General features: G+C 69.7%; 11 protein-coding genes. 3 read left to right on the top strand and 8 right to left on the bottom strand.

What is annotated here, in order from left to right; all coding sequences use genetic code 11:
- Positions 1-169: 169 nt before the first annotated feature.
- The 8 genes from ACT54X_RS16315 to ACT54X_RS16280 all read right to left on the bottom strand — a co-directional run bounded on the left by ACT54X_RS16315 (position 170) and on the right by ACT54X_RS16280 (position 14,434).
- A complete protein-coding gene (locus ACT54X_RS16315; protein ID WP_476347500.1) occupies positions 170-3,748 on the bottom strand; it encodes a class I SAM-dependent methyltransferase in 3,579 nt (1,192 codons plus the stop codon).
- 51 nt (positions 3,749-3,799) lie between these two features.
- Positions 3,800-5,611 (bottom strand): glycosyltransferase family 2 protein, encoded by a 1,812-nt coding sequence (locus ACT54X_RS16310; protein ID WP_476347499.1) that lies wholly within the window; start codon positions 5,609-5,611, stop codon positions 3,800-3,802.
- 254 nt (positions 5,612-5,865) lie between these two features.
- A complete protein-coding gene (locus tag ACT54X_RS16305) occupies positions 5,866-7,263 on the bottom strand; it encodes a carbohydrate porin (protein ID WP_476347498.1) in 1,398 nt (465 codons plus the stop codon).
- On the bottom strand, positions 7,260-7,832 hold the full coding sequence (locus ACT54X_RS16300) for a hypothetical protein (RefSeq protein WP_476347497.1): 573 nt from the start codon (positions 7,830-7,832) through the stop codon (positions 7,260-7,262). Before ACT54X_RS16300 ends, ACT54X_RS16305 begins: the two co-directional genes overlap by 4 nt.
- Before the next feature lie 87 nt (positions 7,833-7,919).
- Positions 7,920-9,401, bottom strand: a complete 1,482-nt coding sequence (locus tag ACT54X_RS16295; protein ID WP_476347496.1) for an efflux transporter outer membrane subunit — start codon at positions 9,399-9,401, stop codon at positions 7,920-7,922.
- Positions 9,398-12,523 (bottom strand): efflux RND transporter permease subunit, encoded by a 3,126-nt coding sequence (locus tag ACT54X_RS16290; protein WP_476347495.1) that lies wholly within the window; start codon positions 12,521-12,523, stop codon positions 9,398-9,400. Before ACT54X_RS16290 ends, ACT54X_RS16295 begins: the two co-directional genes overlap by 4 nt.
- Positions 12,516-13,643, bottom strand: a complete 1,128-nt coding sequence (locus tag ACT54X_RS16285; protein ID WP_476347494.1) for an efflux RND transporter periplasmic adaptor subunit — start codon at positions 13,641-13,643, stop codon at positions 12,516-12,518. The genes ACT54X_RS16290 and ACT54X_RS16285 overlap by 8 nt, the downstream gene beginning before the upstream one ends.
- Before the next feature lie 356 nt (positions 13,644-13,999).
- A complete protein-coding gene (locus tag ACT54X_RS16280; protein ID WP_234195278.1) occupies positions 14,000-14,434 on the bottom strand; it encodes a MarR family winged helix-turn-helix transcriptional regulator in 435 nt (144 codons plus the stop codon).
- 131 nt (positions 14,435-14,565) lie between these two features.
- Between ACT54X_RS16280 and ACT54X_RS16275 the strand changes: the two genes are divergently transcribed.
- The 3 genes from ACT54X_RS16275 to ACT54X_RS16265 all read left to right on the top strand — a co-directional run bounded on the left by ACT54X_RS16275 (position 14,566) and on the right by ACT54X_RS16265 (position 18,681).
- Complete coding sequence (locus tag ACT54X_RS16275) at positions 14,566-15,678, top strand: substrate-binding domain-containing protein (protein ID WP_294371039.1); 1,113 nt, start codon at positions 14,566-14,568, stop codon at positions 15,676-15,678.
- Between the two features lie 143 nt (positions 15,679-15,821).
- Positions 15,822-17,339: an amidase gene (locus ACT54X_RS16270; RefSeq protein ID WP_294371037.1), complete on the top strand. Its 1,518-nt coding sequence runs from the start codon at positions 15,822-15,824 to the stop codon at positions 17,337-17,339.
- A 115-nt stretch (positions 17,340-17,454) separates the two neighbouring features.
- A complete protein-coding gene (locus tag ACT54X_RS16265) occupies positions 17,455-18,681 on the top strand; it encodes an urea ABC transporter substrate-binding protein (protein WP_354321226.1) in 1,227 nt (408 codons plus the stop codon).
- The last annotated feature ends 11 nt before the right edge of the window (positions 18,682-18,692 follow it).

The following is an 18,692-nucleotide window of genomic DNA, read 5'->3' as shown; positions in this document are numbered from 1 at the left end:
TGCACGCCGGGAGAGCGGCATGCGGCCAGGCGGGATTGTGCGCGACATGGCCAGGTTGGCGGCCGTCGCGCGGCCGCACGGGCGCGCCCCGTCGCGACGATGCCATGCTGCACACGCCGGTTCCGGCGGTGCAGGGGCTCACCGCCTTTGCCCGTGCGACGACGGTTGGTCAGCTGCGGTTGGCGCGCGCTGCCTGCAGCGCGAGTTGCTCGTCGATCAACGACACCCAGGGATGCCGCGTCTTGAAGTCGTCCATGAGGCGCCGGTAGTTCTCGGGCGCCGTGGTCTCCGTCTTGATCATCGAGGCGGCGTGCACGCGGTATTCGGCGAGTGTCTGGGGCTCCCAGAGGCCACGCTGGCCCTGCTCGGCGAGCCGGCACCAGAAGTCGTAGTCCTCCCAGCCGTGCCTCACGTGGTCGTAGCCGCCGACGATGGCCCAGGCCTCCTTGGCCACCAGGGCCATGGCGTCCACGTAGTTGCCCGCCACGAAGCGTTGCGGTTCGTAGCGCGCGTCGCTGATGGTGCGGCGCGAGGCGCCGAAGTGCTGGATGGTGGGATAGACAAAGGCCACGGCGTTCGCCCGCATGACGCCGTACAGCGTTTCACAGCAGGTCGGCAGCAGCCGGTTGTCGGCGTCCAGCGGCAGCACGTAGGGCGTCCGTGCAAGTCCGAAGCCCACGTTGCGGGTCATGGCCAATCCGCTGTTGACCGCGTTCCTCGCCACCACTGCCCGGTTGAAGCGGTGGGCGTTCTCGCGGACCCAGGCCAGTGCCGTGTCCAGGGAGGCGTCCGTGGAGCAGTCGTCCACCACGATCAGGTCCAGCACCGCCAGGCTCTGGGCCTGCACCGACTCCAGCGCCTCGACGATGAATTGCGTGTAGTTGTACAGCGGGATGATCACCGAGATCTCGGCCACCTCCGGCTCCGCTGCCCAATGCTCGAAGAGCACGGTGGACGGCACCAGCGTGGGGCTGCGCCACGGTGTCGCTCGGATGCGCGCGTCCAGCGCGAACCCCCGCGCGGCCTGGACGTCGCCACGCAGTTGATCGAGCACGCAACCGAACCGCGCCGCGCGCTGCAGAGGACCGAACTGCGCCAGGGCGCTGAGATGCGCGGCGGCGGCGAGCCCGTCGCGCAGCGCCGGCTCGTCGACCAGCCGGGACAGGCAGCGGTACCAGTCGTCGCCGTCGGAGGCCAGCAGGCCGGTCGCTTCGTGCGAGATGGCGCGGCGGAAGGGGCCGGTGGGCGAGGCGATCGTGGGCACATGCAGCAGTGCCGCCTCGAAGAACTTGAGTTCGCTCTTGGCTTCGCAGAAGGGGTTGCCGAACTCCAGCGGTGCGATGTTGATGTCGAAGCGCGCCATCTCCTGCGGCAGGGTCTCCAGCGTCTGGAAGGGCCGCCACTCGATGCGGTCCTCCAGTCCTTCCAGCGCCGGGAATTCCTCCACTTCGACCAGGCGCACGCCCGCCAGCGTCTGGAACAGGACCAGCCGGCAACGCGCGTTCTCGCGCAGCACGCGCGCAATCGCCTCGATGGCCAGGCCGAGGTCGCGCTGGTGGGTGCGTGAGCCGCCGGCGTAGCCGATGCGGATCAGGTCGTCGCTGCGCGTGCTACGCCATGCCTGCGCGCTGCGAAGCGAAAGCTCCAGCGTGCCGTGGTCGAAGCCATTGGGCACGACGTGGGTGCTCTTGCCGGCCCAGCGCATGTGGTAGGCCAGTTCCTGGGTGCTGGCCAGGCAGATGTCGGCGGCAAGCATCGCGCGGCGGATGTTGGCGAAATGCGCCCGGACATGCTCGGGCACATGGCCGTCAGAGCGGATGCCATCGATGAACTTGATCTGGGCGAGGTCCGGCTCGACCATCAGATCGTCGATGTCGAACACGACCATCTTGCCCTGCGCGCGCATGCGGGCGACCGCCTCCTGCAGTGCGGGCGTCCAGGGCGTGCGCCACAGCATCATCACATCGTGCTGGGCGGTCAGCGACAGCTTGTCCTGCAGCTGGTCCAGGCGCACCCACTCCGAGGGCACGCCATTCATCCGCGCCGCCTCCATGTACCGGGTCACGCGGTAGATGTGCCCGGGGGTGTCGGGTTCGCCGGACACGTAGAAGATGGAGAAGCGCTGGGTCGGCAGGGCGGGAAGGGCGGGCTCGCCCTGCGAGAGGCCGTGCACGGCGGCGTGGCGCCCTTCCTCGATGCCGTGCTCCATGTAGTGCAGCAGCGGATTGAGGCCCGCCGCTGCCACATCGGTGTAGTGGGCCAGGTAGGTGGCGGACGAGAACAGGGGGCCCGGGTCGCGGCCCTCGATCGCACCGTATCTCAGGTAGTGGTCCGCGGGGTCCAGCCCCGCTGACGCGACATCGGGATAGGTGAGCAGGTACCAGGCGCGATCGAAGTACGGGGAGCGGCGGATGGTCTCGGTCTCCCAGGTCTCGCCGATGGCGATCTTCCGATTGCGCAGACGCTTCGCAATGCGGCGAAGCCGTCCCGGCTCCGCAGCCTTGGCCTGCGCAGCGGGATCGGTCTGGACGTCGCGAAAGCGCTGCAGCAGCGCACGGGAGTGTTCGCCTTGTGCCTGGGCGCGCTCCTTCCAGGCGACGGCGATCTGCTGCTGAAGGCCTGCCTGCCGGTCCGCGGTCACCGCGCGTTCCTGCGCCTGGGCCAGTTCCGTGGTCAGCTGGGCCACCATGCGGCGCAGTTCCGCCACCCGGCGTCCCGCTTGCTGCTGCACCAGCTGCGTTGCATGGGTGGTGGCCTCGGCCCGCTCGGCCCGCGCCTCGGACTGCGCGGCACGTGCCTCGGCGGCCTGGGCCTGCTGCGCCAGTGTCTCGATCTCGGCACTGCGCTGCGAGTCGGCCTCGACGGTGCTGCTTTCCGTCGCGGCGGACCGCTCGGCGCGCAGTTGCGCCAGCTCGGCCTCGGCCTGCACCTGCTGGGTCTGTGCCGCTTGCAGGCGCTGATTGAGCTCGGCACTGCCCAGTTGCTCGCGTGTGGTCACGAACCATCGCGTGCCCAGGTGCGAGAAGCGGGTGCGCACGGCGTCCGCCTTGTCGGCCTCGAGCTTGCACAGGGCCTTGATCGCGGCCGGTGCGTTGCGGCCGACCGCCAGGACGCCCAGGCCGTGCCCGTGCAGGAACTCGAACGACGGGTACTGGCCGATCAGCTCGGCGAAGTAGCGGAACACCCCGAAGTCGCGGCTGCGCACGTTGGTGTCGTGGAACAGGACCACGGCCCGGTCGGACAGCTTGGGCAGCCAGGTCTCGAAGTCGTGGCGCACCGCCTCGTAGGTGTGGAAGCCATCGATGTGGAGCACGTCGACCGAGCCGTCGGCGAAATAGGGCAGCGCGTCGTCGAAGGTCGACTGCAGCAGCTCGGAGAAGGCGCTGAAGTGCTTGTCGTGGAAATCGCGCAGCGCGTAGTAGACCTGCGGGTCGAAGTGCCCGGCGTGCTCGTCGCCCGCCCAGGTGTCCACCGCGTAGCAGCGCGTGCCTGTCTCCAGTCGGGCCACGGCCTCGCAGAAGGCGGCGTACGACACGCCGTTGTGCGTTCCCAGCTCCACCAGCGTGCGGGGCCTGCAGGCCGACACCAGCCAGAAGGCGAAGGGGGTGTGGGTCCACCACGCGCTGGGCTTGCCCAGCAGATGGGGTGTCCAGAACAGCGGCGCCAGCGCCGGGTCCGTCAGGACGTCGAGCGAGCGGTCGAGGCTCGTGCACTCGACGGCGGGAAGATGAACGGGGGTGTCTTGCATGTATTGCCGCTCGGCGCGTGCCGAGGCCTCTCTTCAGATCGATGGCGTTCACTAGCGGGCGAGCTGCCACCGCGCTTCATAGGCGGCCAGCTGCGTGCCCGTGTACCAGTCCAGCCGCACGTTGGGGTTGTGGAACCGGTCTTCCGCGAAGCGGTCCGGCCACTTGGCGGTGATGTGTCCGAGCTCGCGCGCGGCGCGCTGCTGCTTTTCTTCGTTGGCGTGGTCGTGCCCGCGCGACACGCTTTCGAGGTGCAACAGGGTCGCGAACGGCGTGCACACGTTGCGGTAGCCGGCGTCGGTGGCCTTGAGGCAGAGGTCGACGTCGTTGAACGCGATGGCCAGGTGCTTCTCGTCGAAGCCACCGAGAAGCTGGAAGACCTCGCGCCGGATGGCCAGGCAGGCGCCGGTGACTGCGAGGTAACCGCGGGCGCCGGCCAGTCTGCCGTCCGCGCCGGGCGCCATCGCATCGTCCGTGCGGGACACGTGCATGGCCAGCCGGTCGGGTTGGAGGATCACCCCGGCATGCTGCACGGTGCCGTCGGCGTACAGCAGCTTGGCGCCGACGCAGCCGATGTCCGGTCGCATGGCCTGCGCCACCATCTCCTTGAGCCAGTTCGCATCGAGGATCTCTGTGTCGTTGTTCAGGAACAGCAGGACCGCGCCGGTCGCCGCACGGGCGCCGAGGTTGTTGATGCGCGAGAAGTTGAACGCGCCCGGCGTCTTCAGGATGCGTACGCGGGGGTCCTGGCGCAGCTGTGCGAACAGGGCATGGGTCTGGGGCTCGGTGCTGTCGTTGTCGAGCACCACGACTTCCAGATCGGGGTAGTCGGTATGCCGAAGCAGGCTGTTCAGGCAGTTGGCGAGCAGATCCGCGCGGTCCCGCGTGGGCACCAGGATGCTGACGCGCGGCGCGGGCTGCGGCAATGGGCGCCGCACCCAGTTGACGACGGGGGCCAGGACCGACGGGGCCACCTCGACGGGGGTGCCGCTCTGCATCGACGCCACCTGCTGGGCGGCCCGACGTGCCGCCGCGGCATAGGCTTCGATCGCGCGGGCCGTCGCGGCACTGTCCGGTGCGAGCGGTATGCGCCGATGGCAAAGGACGGCAGGAATGTGCCGCACCCGCCAGGCCGGCAGCGGCAGGCCGATCCGACAGCCCAGTTCATAGCGCGCGGCAGGCCCGAACTCGGGGCGCAGCCCGCCACTGTGCAGCACTTCGGCGCGGCGGAACAGGCACAGGCCTTCCAGCAGATCGAAGCCCAGCTGGGCCTCTGGATCCCAGCCCGGCTTGAAGCGCGGCCTGCAGCGCGTGCCGTCGGCGGCGATCCAGTCCTCGTCGGCGTAGACGATGTCGGTCTCGGGCCAGCGCGCGAGCGTCATCCGAAGGGCGGCCACCGCCGTGGGCGCAAGCTGGTCGCCCGCGCTGAGCAGGCCGACATGTTCGCCGCCGGCATGGGTGAGTGCCAGCTGCTGCAGCGCCGGCACGGTGACATCGTCCTCGGTGGCGACGATGACACGCACCTTCAGCGACTGCGGCACTAGGGCGAGGACACCCGACATCGCCACCCGGCGTGCGGGGCTGCAACTGAGCAGGACGTCGAACTGCAGGCACACCTGCGCGGCGAGCGACGACAGCGTCGCCCGCACCGCGCGATCATGTGTGTCGTCGGCGACGACGAAGGTGATGCCAGCGGGGTGGGGGACCGCCGTCAGGGCAGCGAGCAGCGCTTCGCGCTCGGCGTCGGCAGACGATGATTCGCGTGCGATCCAGGCCCGGTACTCGGCGCTCGCGAAGGGTGAAAACGCACAGGCCGCCGACCAGTGCGCGCACCGGGCGGGGTCGAGAGACGAAACAACGGACAACGAAACTCCCCGAAATGGCCATGAACGCGCCACCCGTCGATCGCTGCGACAGCTGGTCCGAAGAACGCAACCTCACCTTTTGGCAGATTGCAATTCTTTAGTGGCGTGAACATTGATGAAATTTCATGACACTGGTCGTCACAAGATCTCCCCATTCGGTGTAGGACAGGACGGACCAGGGTGACAGGGGCCGGCTCGTCCCCCGGGGCGCGTGGAGGTGGGGCTCCGCGAGGCTGTGCGGCCCCTCAGTCCGGTCAGAACTCCGTGTGAAGCCGCACCGAGCCGACATGCACCGGCCCGCGGTCGGCGTTGTAGCCGGGATGGCGGATGTGCTGCCAGTCGAGCGTCACCCAGAACGCCCGGGTCACCTGAATGGCGTAGAAAACCTCGACCACCGTTTCGGTGCCGTAGCGCAATGCGCCGTCGCCCAGGAAGGTGCCCATGCCGCCTGCCGCCAGGTAGTCGCGGCGTGCGTGCGAGAGGCCGTTCGCCGCGGCGGCCACGCCCACCGTGTCCTGACCCCGGCCCCAGGCGCTGCCGCGCAGCAGGGCGCCCGCGGAGAGCGAGCGGTCGATCTCGGTGAAGGCATAGGTCTCGGTGCCGCCGTCGGCCCGGCTCCAGCGGGCGAAGAGGCCCAGGTCGTCGCCCACGGCCTGCTCCAGCCCCAGGCCGATGCCGCGCTTGCTGCGGTCGCCGCCGCGCACGGCGTCGAGGCTTGGGGTGTCGCCCGTGGCCTGCGCAAGCGCCAGCGCGTCCTGGAAGCTGGCCATGCGCGCCCGGTTGCGGAAGACCAGCAGCCGCAGCTTGCCGGGCTGGCCGTCCAGCTGGTGGGCATGCTCCAGCTCGACCTGGTCGCCGTAGTGGCGCTGGAAGCGCGGATCCAGCGGCTGGCCGTTGGGCTCGTAGGGCTGGATGAAGCGGCCGGCGCGCAGGGCCCAGTCGTCGTGGTAGCGCTCCAGCACCGCGCCCCAGGAGTAACCGCGCCCGTCCGCCGCATAGTCGTAGGCGCCGTAGGTCATGAAGGCCCAGTTGAGGAACTGGGTGCGCGGGTCGTGGGCATAGGCGTTGTTGTCGAACACGTCCAGCACCGACAGGTTGCCGGCGGTCAGCACCCAGCGGCGCCGGTCGGCGGTGCCGGCGAGCTGGGTGAGGCCGGAGGCCTGCACTTCCTCGCCGCCACCCTCTCCCCAGGTCTGGCGCAGGAAGAGACGGGCGCGGTACAGGCCCAGGTTGGGCGTGGCCGAGCGGGCCATCTCGCCATTGGTGAAGCCGCCCAGGCCCGTGAGGCCCGACAGCGGCACGCCCTGGGCGCCCTCGGCATTGAAATACAGCTCGCCGCCCCGCCAGGGCCGCATGCCGACCATGGCGGTGACGGTGAACGAATAGCTCAGCGCCCGCTCGGTGCCCAGGCTGTTGTTGCCGGAATAGGCGGCGGGGAAAGCGGCCTTGTCTTGCCAGACGTAGGTGGACTGGAAGGCGGTGCCCCATTCCTGCTCGGGTGTCGCGGCGGGCGCCTCGACCGGCTCGGCCTTGGCGGCGCCGGCCAGCAGCAGGGCGAGGGCGGCGGCGATGGCGGACGGGACGCGCGGTGCGCCGCGACCGCGCACCCGAAGAGGAGCGGCACGCCGTGCCGGGGGGATCGATGGCTTCATTTCGTCGGTCGCGTGGGGTCCTCCCGCAGATCGGCCACCAGCCGCGTGCGGCGTGCCCGGGCCTGCAGTACGACGTCGGGCTCGAGCTCCCACCCGTAGTCCATGTGCCAGAGCCCGGCCAGGGTGGCGATGTGCAGGTAATGCACCTCGCCCGCACGCCCATCGAGCGAGATGGTGTGCGGCGGGTGGCCTTCGGCGTGCAGCGTGAACGCATGCGCACCCGGCGGCACGCGCAGGCGCAGTGTGGTCGAGGGCAGCGTGTCCGCCAGCGGCTGGCCGTCCAGGGACACGGCCACGCGGTGCGGGCCGTCGCTCCAGTTCTGACGCACCACGTAGACGGTCAGGGCCTGCGGGTCGGGTGCGAAGTGCCAGGCCTGCTGGGCCGTGTCGGCGTCGGGCAGCGGTCCGTCGAGGCAGGGCCCGTGGTGGCCATGTGCCAGCGGGTTGAGGAAGCAGTAGGCGCCGCCGGCCTGCACCTCGCGGCCGGGCAGGGCGGCGCAACCCGCCAGGCCGAACAGGGTGGCGGGCAGGGTGAGCAGGGCGAGGCGATGCCAGCGTGAAGCCTTCATGGTCTTGTCTCCGGATCGTGGGTGCACGCGCCCATGGCTGATTGGAGAGGGCGTTCCAGGCTCGGCTTTGCACCATGGCGCGCCAGCCTATCGCGCCGAGCTGTCGGCCACCTGCCACCAGCCGCCGAGGGCTTGGTAGAGCGCCACGCAGTCGCCGAGCCGGGCGGCGCGCGCCTGGGCAGTGGCCAGCACCGCCTGCTGCAGCGTCTGCTGCGCCAGGACCAGGTCTGCCTGGGCGGCAGCACCCGCCTCGCGCTGCCGCTGCACGGCGGCCAGGCTGCGACGCGCGGCCGCCTCGGCCGCGGCGGTGGCGCGCAGCGTGTCGGCATCGCTCACGATGGCCTGCAGCGTGTCGGCGGTGTTCTGGAAGGCCGTGAGCACGGTGCTGCGGTATTGCGCCTCGGCCTGCTCGTAGGCGGCCTGCGCGGCGCGCTGCTGGTGCAGCAGCGTGCCGCCGTGGAAGACCGGCTGCAGCAGCGTGCCGCCCACCGACCAGAAGCCGCCGCTGCGCAGCAGTTGCGACACGCCCAGCGCCGAGCTGCCCAGCGTGGCCGTGAGCGTGAAGTTGGGCAGGCGCGCCGCCGTGGCCACGCCCACCTGGGCGGCGGCCGCGTGCAGCTGGGCCTCGGCGGCGCGGATGTCGGGGCGCTGTTGCACCAGTTGCGAGGGCAGGCTCACCGGCAGTTCGGCCGGCAGCTGCAGCGCATCGAGCGTGAACTGCTGCGGCAGCGGATCGCCCGGCAGCCGGCCGGTGAGCACCGCCAGCCGGCTGCGCTGCGCGGCCAGCTGCTTCTGCAGCGGCGGCAGCGTGGCCTGGACCTGGGCCAGGGCACTCTCCTGGGCGGCGATGTCGACGCCACCGATCTGGCCGGCCGCATGCTGGCGGCGGGCACCGTCGAGCAGGCGGGTGGCCAGGTCGACCAGCTGCTGCGTGGCGTCGATCTGCGCGCTTAGCGCGGCCTCCTGGATCGCGGTGCTCACCACGTTGGTGACCAGCGTGGTGCCCACCGCTTCGCGCTGCCAGCGCTGCACGTCGACCTGCGCGTCCTGCGCCTCCACGGCGCGGCGCGTGCCGCCGAAGACATCGGGCGCGTAGCCGATGCTGAGCTGCGCCGTGTGCAACGTGTAGCGGGTGATGTCGCCGTCGGCCAGCGGGCTGGAGAGGGCGCCGGAGGTCTTCTGGCGCGTGGGCGTGTAGCTCGCGTCCACCGTGGGCCAGAAGGCGCCGCGCTGGGCGAGGGCCGTCTCCTGCGCACTGCGCAACGCGGCCTCGGCGGCCTGCAGGTCGGGGCTGGCGGCCAGCGCAGCATCGACAAGGGCGTCGAGGCCGGGGGAGCCGAAGGCCTTCCACCATTGCGAGGCGACGCCCTGGCCCAGGGCGAAGCGCTGCGCCCCGCCGGCCGGGCCCTCGGCCTCGGCCGTGCGCGCGGGCAGGGGCGCCGCGGCCACCGACGGTGTGGCGGGTGCGGCCGGCGCGTGGAAGTCCGGGCCGACGGCGCAGCCCTGAACCAGGCCGAGCAGGGCCAGCAGCGGCATGGGAAGAAGTGAGCGGAGTCGGAGGGTTGTCACGGCTGGACCTCCTGCGTCGGGATGTCATGCGAGGCGGGCGCGGCGGGCGAGGCACGCCGCCGCTCCAGCCGCGCTTCGATCAGGTGGTAGAGCGCCGGCAGCAGCGCGAGCGTGAGCACCGTTGCGCTGACCAGCCCGCCCACCACCACGGTGGCGAGCGGCCGCTGCACGTCGCTGCCCAGCCCCGTGGCCAGCATGGCCGGGGTGAGGCCCAGGGCGGCCACGGTGGCGGTGGTGAGCACCGGCCGCATGCGGCTGCGGGCGCCTTCCAGCACCGCCTCGCGCAGCGACCGGCCTTCTTCGGTGCGCAGCCGGTTGATCTGCGACAGCATCAGCACGCCGTTGAGCACCGCCACGCCGAAGAGCGCGATGAAGCCCACTGCGCTGGAGACGTTGAGCGTCATGCCCCGCAGGTGCAGCGCCGCCAGCCCGCCCAGCATGGCCAGCGGCACCGCGGCCAGCACCAGCAGCGGCTGGCGCAGGTTGCCGAAGGCACCGAAGAGCAGCAGGAACATCAGGCCCAGCGTCATCGGCAGGATCAGCGCCAGGCGGGCCTGGGCCCGCTCCAGGTTCTCGAACTGGCCGCCCCAGCGCAGCTGAACATGCGTGTCGGCGGGCGTCACGTCGTGGGCGACGGCGGCCTGCGCGTCCTTCAGGAAGCCTGCCAGGTCGCGGCCGCGCACGTTCAGCCGCACGATGATGTTGCGTTCGGCCATCTCGCGCACGATGACGCTTTCGCCGGCCACGGTGCTCAACTTGGCCACGGCGGAAAGCGGCACCTGCTCGCCCGTGGCCGACTTCAGCGTGAGGTTGCCGATGGCATCGACGCTGGCGCGGGCCTTCTCGGGAAAGCGCACCGTCATGTCGTAGCTCCTCTCGCCCACGTAGAGCCGGCCGATGGGCGTGCCGCCCACGCCGGTGGCGATCAGGTCGGCCACCGCGGCGGCGTTGATGCCGTGGCGCGCGGCGGCGGCCCGGTCGAGCTCGATCTTGAGGTTGGGCAGCGGCGGCTCCACATCCACTGCCACGTCGGCGGCGCCGGGCACGCGACGCAGCGTCTGGGCCACGCGGTTGGCCACATTGCGGATCTGCGCCAGGTCCTCGCCGAAGACCTTGACCGTGAGGTCGCCGTGGGCGCCCGAGAGCTTGTCCTGCACGCCGTCGATCATGGGCTGCATGAAACCCACCGTGTAGCCGGGCATCTGCGCGAAGCGCTGCGCCATGCGGTCGATCAGCTCCTGCTTGGTGAGGCCCGATGTCCATTCGCTGTACGGATGCAGCCCCACGCTGGCCTCGATGTGCGAGGGCGTCCAGTAGTCGGTGCCGTCGTCGTTGCGGCCGGTCTGCGTGACCACGTACGACACCTCGGGGAAGGCCAGCGTGGCCGTGCGCAGCTCGTCGGCCATGGCCGCGGCCTTGGCGAGGGTGATGCCCGGCGGCATCTGCACCTGCAGCCACAGCGAGCCTTCGTCCAGGTAGGGCAGGAAGTCGTGACCGGTGGTGGCAAACAGGCCGACCAGCGCCACCAGCGACAGGGCGCAGGCCACGAGGACGCCGCGCGCGCGGCCCACCGTGTGGGCCAGGAAGCGCCCATAGCGCACCGCCAGCCATTCGAGCACCGGGTTGTGCACGATGCGCCGCGGCTTGCGCAGCGCCAGCCAGGCCAGCCCTGGAATCAGCGTGAGGGCCACCAGCAGCGCGCCCGCCAGCGCCGCGCCCACCGCATAGGCCATGGGCGAGAAGAGCTTGTATTCGATGCGCTGGAAGGCGAAGAGCGGCAGGTAGGCGCACACGATCACCACCATGCCGAAGAAGATCGGCCGCGCCACCTGCAGCGTGGCCTCGATGGCGTCGCTGGCCGAAAGCGGCCGGCCTTCCGCCTCCTCGCGCCGGCGCAGGATGTTCTCCACCAGCACCACCGCGCCGTCCACCAGGATGCCGAAGTCGATGGCACCCAGCGACAGCAGGTTGGCCGGGATGTGGAACTGGTGCATGAAGATGAAGGCGATCAGCAGCGCCAGCGGGATCGTCAGCGCCACGATGGCTGCCGCGCGCGGGCTGCCCAGGAAGAGCAGCAGCACCACCGCCACCAGCACCATGCCCTCCATCAGCGTGGACGAGACCGTGTGCAGCGTGGCCTCGATCAGCGAGGTGCGGTCCAGGTAGGGCACCACCTTCACGTCTTTGGGCAGGATGTGGTTGTTGAGCTCCTGCACCGCTTCGTGCACCGAGGCCAGCGCCGTGGAGGGGTTGCGGTCCTTCAGCAGCAGCACGATGCCTTCGATGGTGTCGGGGTTGGCGTCCTTGCCCAGCACGCCGCGGCGCTCGACGTTGCCGTAGCTCAGGCTGCCCAGGTCCTTGACCAGCACGGGCACGCCGGCCTTGGTCTTGACCACCACGTTGCCCATGTCGTCCAGCGAGCGCAGCAGGCCCACGCCGCGCACCACGTAGCTCTGCTCGCCACGGTCGACGATGCTGCCGCCGCCGGTGGCGTTGTTGTTGTTGAGCGCATCCTTCACGTCCTGCAGCGACAGGCCGTACTGCTGAAGCTTGTCGGGCTCCAGCTCCAGCATGAACTGGGTCGTGAGGCCGCCGAAGTTGGCCACGTCCACCACGTCGGTGGCTTTCTTCAGGCGGGGGATCACGGTCCAGAACTGCAGCTCCGACAGCTCGCGCAGGCTGCGCGTCTTCGATTCGAGCGTGTAGCGGTAGATCTCGCCGGTGGGCGAGGTGTAGGCATCCAGCCCCGGCGAGGCGCCGTAGGGCAGGGTGACCGCGTTGATGCGCTCCTGCAGCCGCTGGCGGGCGAAGTAGCCGTCGGTGCCGTCCTCGAAGACGACGGTGATCAGCGACAGCGCGAACAGGCTGCGCGAGCGCAGCACGTGCATGCCCGGCGTGCCGAGCAGCGCGCGCTCCAGCGGCACGGTGATCTGCTGCTCCACCTCCTCCGCGCCCAGGCCGGGCACCTGCGTGACGATCTGCGAGCTGACGTCGGCGATGTCGGGATAGGCCTCGATGGGCAGCTGCTTCCAGCTCCAGTAGCCGTAGAGCGCCACGAAGACAAACAGCAGCCAGGCGATGCCGCGCCGCTGGAAGGCGAGGGCGACGAGCTTCTCAATCATTGAGCAGCACTCCGCCCTGCACCACGATGCGCTCCCCGGCCTTCAGGCCCGAAATGACTTCCACCTTGTCGTCGGACGAGCGGCCCAGCACCACCAGACGCGATTCGTACTGGAAGGGCGCCTGCTCGACGAAGACGCGCGTGGCCAGCCCGCTCTGCAGCACGGCGGTCGCCGGGATCAGCAGCGCCGGCTGCGCGGGCCCTTCCAGCGTGGCATGCGCATACATGCCGGGCTTGAACAGCCGCTCGCGGTTGTCGATGGCCACGCGCACGCGCACGGTGCGGGTGTCGGGATCGACCAGGTCGCCGATGTAGCGCGCCTTGCCTTCGAAGCTGCGGCCGGGATAGGCATCGAGCGCGATGTGCACCGCCTGGCCCACCGACAGGGCGGCGATGTCCTTCTCGGGCACGCTGGCCGCCAGCCAGACGGTGGACAGGTCGGCCACGGTCATCAGCGAGGCCGTGGTGTCGTTCCAGTAGCCACCCAGGGCGCCGCTCATGTCGACCACGCGGCCGGCGATGGGGGCGCGCAGCACGTATTCGCGGCGCGATGCGGCATCCACCGGCGCGCCCAGTTGAGCCAGCCGCTCCCGCGCGGCGCGGGCGTCGCTCTCGGCGGCGGTGAGTGTCTGGCGGGCGGCCTGCAGGTCCTTGGCGGCGGCGATGTCGGCCTGGTTCAACGTCTGCTGGCGCTCGAAATCCTGGCGGGCCTGCAGCAGGGCGGCCTGGGCCTTGGCGTCGTCCCGATAGGCGGCGCCCAGGTCGGGCGAATCCAGCGTGACCAGCGGATCGCCTGCCTTCACCGCATCGCCCAGCTGGTGATGCAGCCGCACGATGCGGCCGGCCAGCGGCGGCACGATCTTCACCAGGCGCTCGGGTGCGGCCTCGACGGTGCCGGGGACTTCGAGCGTGGGGGAAAAGGGCTGCGGCGCCACGGCCGCCACGACCAGAGCCTGCCGCAGGGCGGAGCCTTCGGGCACGCGGATGAGGGTGTTCTGGTGCTGGCGCGCCCCATCGGAGGGCGTGGCCTGAATTTGGGCGGTGGGTGCGGAGCGGCCGGCATCGCAGCTGGCGAGCGTGGCCAGGCACAGCAGAAGGGCGAGGGCGGGGATCGGCTTCATGGGCGTCTTCCGGGCGGTGTGAGAGAACGACGGACGTGGCGCGGCCATCGCCCGCTGCTCGGCAGCGGGCGTCGCCAGGGTCAGGTCAGATGGATGTCAGCCGGACGCGCCCGGCAGGGCGTCGCCGCATCGGCAGGGCGGGTCGTGCGTCAACGGCGGCGGGTGCGTGCCGCTGTCGTGCTGCCGCCATGGCCGGGCCGATGCGGCAATGGTCGCCGTGACGCGCCGCAGGAGCCAGCGCGCATTCGGTCGGTCAGGGATGCGGGAAGGATGGCGCGGCTATACCTTGGTATAGCGGCGGACCCGCGGACGCCGCGCCACCGGCGGCGGAATCAGGCCGCGGCGCGATGCGTGCCTCAGTGCGGCTCGGTCTCGTCGATGAAGGATTCGAGCAGCTTCTTGAGCTGGCTCGTCTTGCGGGGGCCCAGCGCCTCTTCGATCTGGCTGTGATGGGCATCCACGCTCTTGCGCAGGCGGGCGACCGTCTCCAGGCCGAGGTCGCTGATGTAGACCAGCACGCGCCGGCTGTCGGCCGGATCGGCCGCGCGCTGGACGAGGCCGCGGGCAACCAGCTTGTCGATGTTCTTGGTCAGCGCGGGGTGGTTGAGCAGCACCGCCTCGGCCAGGTCGCCCATCGAGCGGCCCTGCTCGTCGGCGAGCACCTGCAGGATGCGCCAGTGCTCCTCGGTCACCTCTTCCGCGGCGATCGATTGCGCCAGGCCGATGCGCATGCGCCGGTTGGCGGAGGCCAGCAGATAGGCCAGGTACTGCGATATGTCTTTCTCAGGCATGGCTCACGTCGGCGCGTGGGGGGAAGGGTTTCCGATGGTAGCGCGCAACCCTTGCCTTGGAAAGCATTGGCGCAGTTTTTGCGACGCTGTCCCTTCTGTTGCCAACTTGGTGCACTGTCCCGGAGTTCTCGATGTTCCCATCCTCAGGACCCGCCACGCCGCGCCTGCCCGCCGGTCGGCTGCAGCGCCCGCTGCTCGCGAGCCATGAACTCAACATCGCGCTGTGCGTGCCGCTCGGCGGCTTCGCGGGCATCTGGGCGCCGTCGGCGCTGGCCTGTGCCAAGCTGGCCGTCTCCGAACTCAACCGGGAGGCGGGGCTGGGCGGCCGGGCCTGCCGGCTGCTGACGGTGAACGCCGCGGACGACGCGGCCGACATCGAGGCCACGCTGACGGAGCTGGTGCAGGCCGGCGACATCGATGCCATCGTCGGCATGCACACCAGTGCCGTGCGCCACCGCATCCTGCGCGCCGTGGGCGGGCGCATTCCCATCGTCTACACGCCGCTGTATGAGGGCGGCGAGGCCAGCCCCGGCGTCTTCGCCATCGGCGAGACCGCCGAGCGGCAGCTGCGGCCGGCCATCCGCTGGCTGGGCGAGCGCAAGCGCCCGCGGCGCTGGTATGCGGTGGGCAACGACTATGTCTGGCCGCGCATGTCGCATCGCATCGCGCGCACCTGCATCGCCGAGACCGGGGCCGAACTGGTGGGCGAAAGCTACGTGCCCTTCGAGACGACCGACTTCTCGGCTGTGCTGGAGGCCGTGCGCAAGGCCCGGGCCGACGCGGTGCTGGTGTCGCTGGTGGGTCAGGATTCCATCGAGTTCAACCGCGCATTCGGCCGCGCAGGCCTGCACCGCCACATGCTGCGCCTGACCTGCGGCGCCGGCGAGAACGAGCTGCTGGGCTTCGGCGCCGACAACGCCGAGGAGTTCTATGCCGCCTGCGGCTACTTCGCCACGCTGGACACCGACGCCAACCTGGCGTTCAAGGCGCGCTACCGCGCCCACTTCGGCGAGCGCGCGCCCACGCTGAGCACCCATGGCCAGTCCACCTACGAGGGCATGCACTTCCTGGCCGCGCTGCTCGACCGCGGCGAATGCACCGGCCGCAGCCGCCCCACCAGCGTCGGCACCATCGCCTACCGCAGCGCCCGCGACGCCGCCTTCGAGGCCGGCGAACCGAGCGGTGTGCCCATCTATCTCGCGCGCGCCGAGGGCAATGCCTTCCGCGTACTGACACGACTCTGACTCGGCTTCGGCACCGCCTTTATTTTCCAAAGCAAACAAAAAGCTTGACCAGGAAAATATAAGTTCACAGAATCGATCCGTGAAACGCAGGGTGTCCGTCTGCTTCGGGCACCTCTTCTTCCCTCGTGACACGGAGTCCCTTCATGGCCATCAAGCGCCCCACCGTCGAGCAGCTGCAGGACGTCGCACTCAGCCTCGGCATCCATCTCTCCGATTCCCAGGCCGCCAGCTACAACGCGCTGCTGCAGTCCAACTTCGATGCCTACGACGCCGTGGATGCGATGCCCGACTACCAGCCGGCTGTCACCTATGCCCGCACGCCCGGCTACTTCCCCGCGGGTGAGGAGAACCAGTACGGTGCCTGGTACGTGAAGACCACCATCCAGGGGAAGCCCGGCGGCAAGCTCGCCGGCAAGACGGTGGTGCTGAAAGACAACGTCTGCCTGGCCGGCGTGCCCATGATGAACGGCGCCTCCACGCTGGAGGGCTATGTGCCCAACGTCGACGCCACCGTCGTCACGCGGCTGCTGGATGCCGGCGCCACCATCGTGGGCAAGGCCAAGTGCGAGTACTTCTGCTTCTCGGGCGGCTCGCACACCAGCTCGCCCTCGCCGGTGCACAACCCCTGGCGCATGGGCTATTCGGCGGGCGGTTCGTCCTCGGGCAGCGCTGCGCTGGTTGCGGCCGGCGAGGTCGACATGGCCATCGGCGGCGATCAGGGCGGCTCCATCCGCATGCCGGCCTCCTACTGCGGCATCTACGGCATGAAGGCCACGCATGGCCTGGTGCCCTACACCGGCGTCATGCCCATCGAGCTGACCATCGATCACACCGGACCGATGACGGCGAACGTGACCGACAACGCGCTGATGCTCGAAGCGCTGGCGGGGCCGGACGGCCTGGACCCGCGCCAGCATGCGGGCCAGGGCTCGAAGCCCTACAGCGAACTGATGAAGACGGGCGTGCAGGGCTTGCGCATCGGCATCGTGACCGAAGGTTTCGGTTGGCCGCAGTCGGACGCGGCGGTCAATGAGAAGGTGCGCAACGCCGCCGAGGTGTTCACGCGTCTGGGGGCCACCGTGAGCGAGGTGTCGGTGCCGATGCACGCACTGGGCCCGGCCATCTGGCTGCCCATCGCCGCCGAAGGGGCGACGCAGCAGATGATGAAGGACAACGGCCACGGCTTCAACTGGAAGGGCCTGTACGTGACCAGCCTGGTGGACTTCCATGCCGGCTGGAAGCAACGCGCCGACGAGCTGTCCGACACGCTCAAGATCACCATGGTGCTGGGCGAATACTTCATCCAGAACTACCGCGGCCATTTCTATGCCAAGGCGCAGAACCTCGCGCGCAAGCTGACGGCGGCCTACGACGCCGCCCTGTCGGACTTCGACCTGCTGCTGATGCCGACGCTGCCGATCACGGCCACGCCCATCCCGAAGCCGGGCGCGTCGCTGGAAGAAGTGATCACGCGCGCCTTCGAGGTGCTGCCCAACACCTGCCCCTTCGACGTCACGGGGCACCCCGCCATGAGCATTCCCTGCGGCCTGGTCGACGGCCTGCCTGTCGGAATGATGCTCGTCGGCCGCAACTACGACGAAGAGACCATCTACCGCGCCGCCTATGCCTTCGAGCAGGCCGGCGACTGGAAGAGCCTCTGAGCCATCCGACCCGGGCGGCGCGCTGCGCCCGCCCCGGAGCCCCGCGTTCCCGTTCCTTCATCCCTTTCACACACAACGACGGGCTGCGTCCGTCAGATCAACGAGGAGTGTTCCCATGGATCGTCGATCCTTCCTTCAAGGCTCTGCCACCGCCCTGGCCGGCACGGCGCTGCCGCTGCTGCCCATGGCCGCGATGGCGGCCGACGAGATCGTCGTCGGCAGCATCATCGACATGTCGGGCGGCCTCGACATCTACGGCAAGCCCATGGCGGACTGCATGACGCTGGCAGTGGAGGAGCAGAACGCGGCCGGCGGCCTGCTCGGCAAGAAGATCAAGCTGGTCACCTACGACCCGCAGTCCAACATGCAGCTGTATGCGCAGTTCGCGCAGCAGTCGGCCCTGCGCGACAAGTCCACGGTGGTGATGGGCGGCATCACCTCCGCCTCGCGCGAGGTGATCCGGCCGGTGCTCACCCGCAACAAGACGCTCTACTTCTACAACACGCAGTACGAAGGGGGCGTGTGCGACCGCAACACCTTCTGCACCGGCGTCACGCCCGGCCAGACGGTGGCCAAGCTCATCCCCTACGCCATGAAGAAGTGGGGCAAGAAGGTCTACGTGGTAGCGGCGGACTACAACTACGGACAGATCACCTCGCAGTGGGTCAAGAAGTTCGTGCAGGACAACGGCGGCTCGGTCGCCTCCATCGACTTCTTCCCGCTGGATGTGACGAACTTCGGGCCGACCATCTCGAAGATCGAGGCCGCCAAGCCCGACATGATCGTCTCGGCCCTGGTGGGTGGCGCGCACATCTCCTTCTACCGCCAGTGGGCGGCGGCCGGCCTGACCAAGAAGATCCCGCTGGCCTCGACCACCTTCGCCGGCGGCAACGAGCACATCGTGCTCTCGCCCGCGGAGACCGACGGCTTCCTGGTCTCGTACAACTACTTCCAGAACCTCGACACGCCGCAGAACAAGGCCTTCAAGGAGCGCTTCTACAAGCGCTTCGGCAGCGACTATCCCAACATCACCGAGCTGGCCATGGGCACCTACCAGGGCTTCAAGCTCTGGGCCGAGGCGGTGAAGAAGGCCGGCTCCATCGACCGCGAGAAGATGATCACCGCGCTGGAGAGCGGCATCAGCATCGACGGGCCCAGCGGCAAGGTCACGGTCGATGCCCAGACCCACCACTGCGTGCTGAACGTGAGCATCGCCGAGGTGCGCAACAAGCAGCTGAACATCGTCGAGACCTTCCAGCAGCAGCCGCCGGTGGACACCAGCGCGGTGTGCAACCTCCAGAAGAACCCGAAAGACAACCAGCAGTACGTCATCAAAGCCTGAAGTGGAACGAC

This window comes from Pseudacidovorax sp. DMC4, from assembly GCF_056314265.1.
The sequence above is the reverse complement of the archived record's forward strand: the minus strand, read 5'-3'. Positions and strand labels throughout refer to the sequence as shown.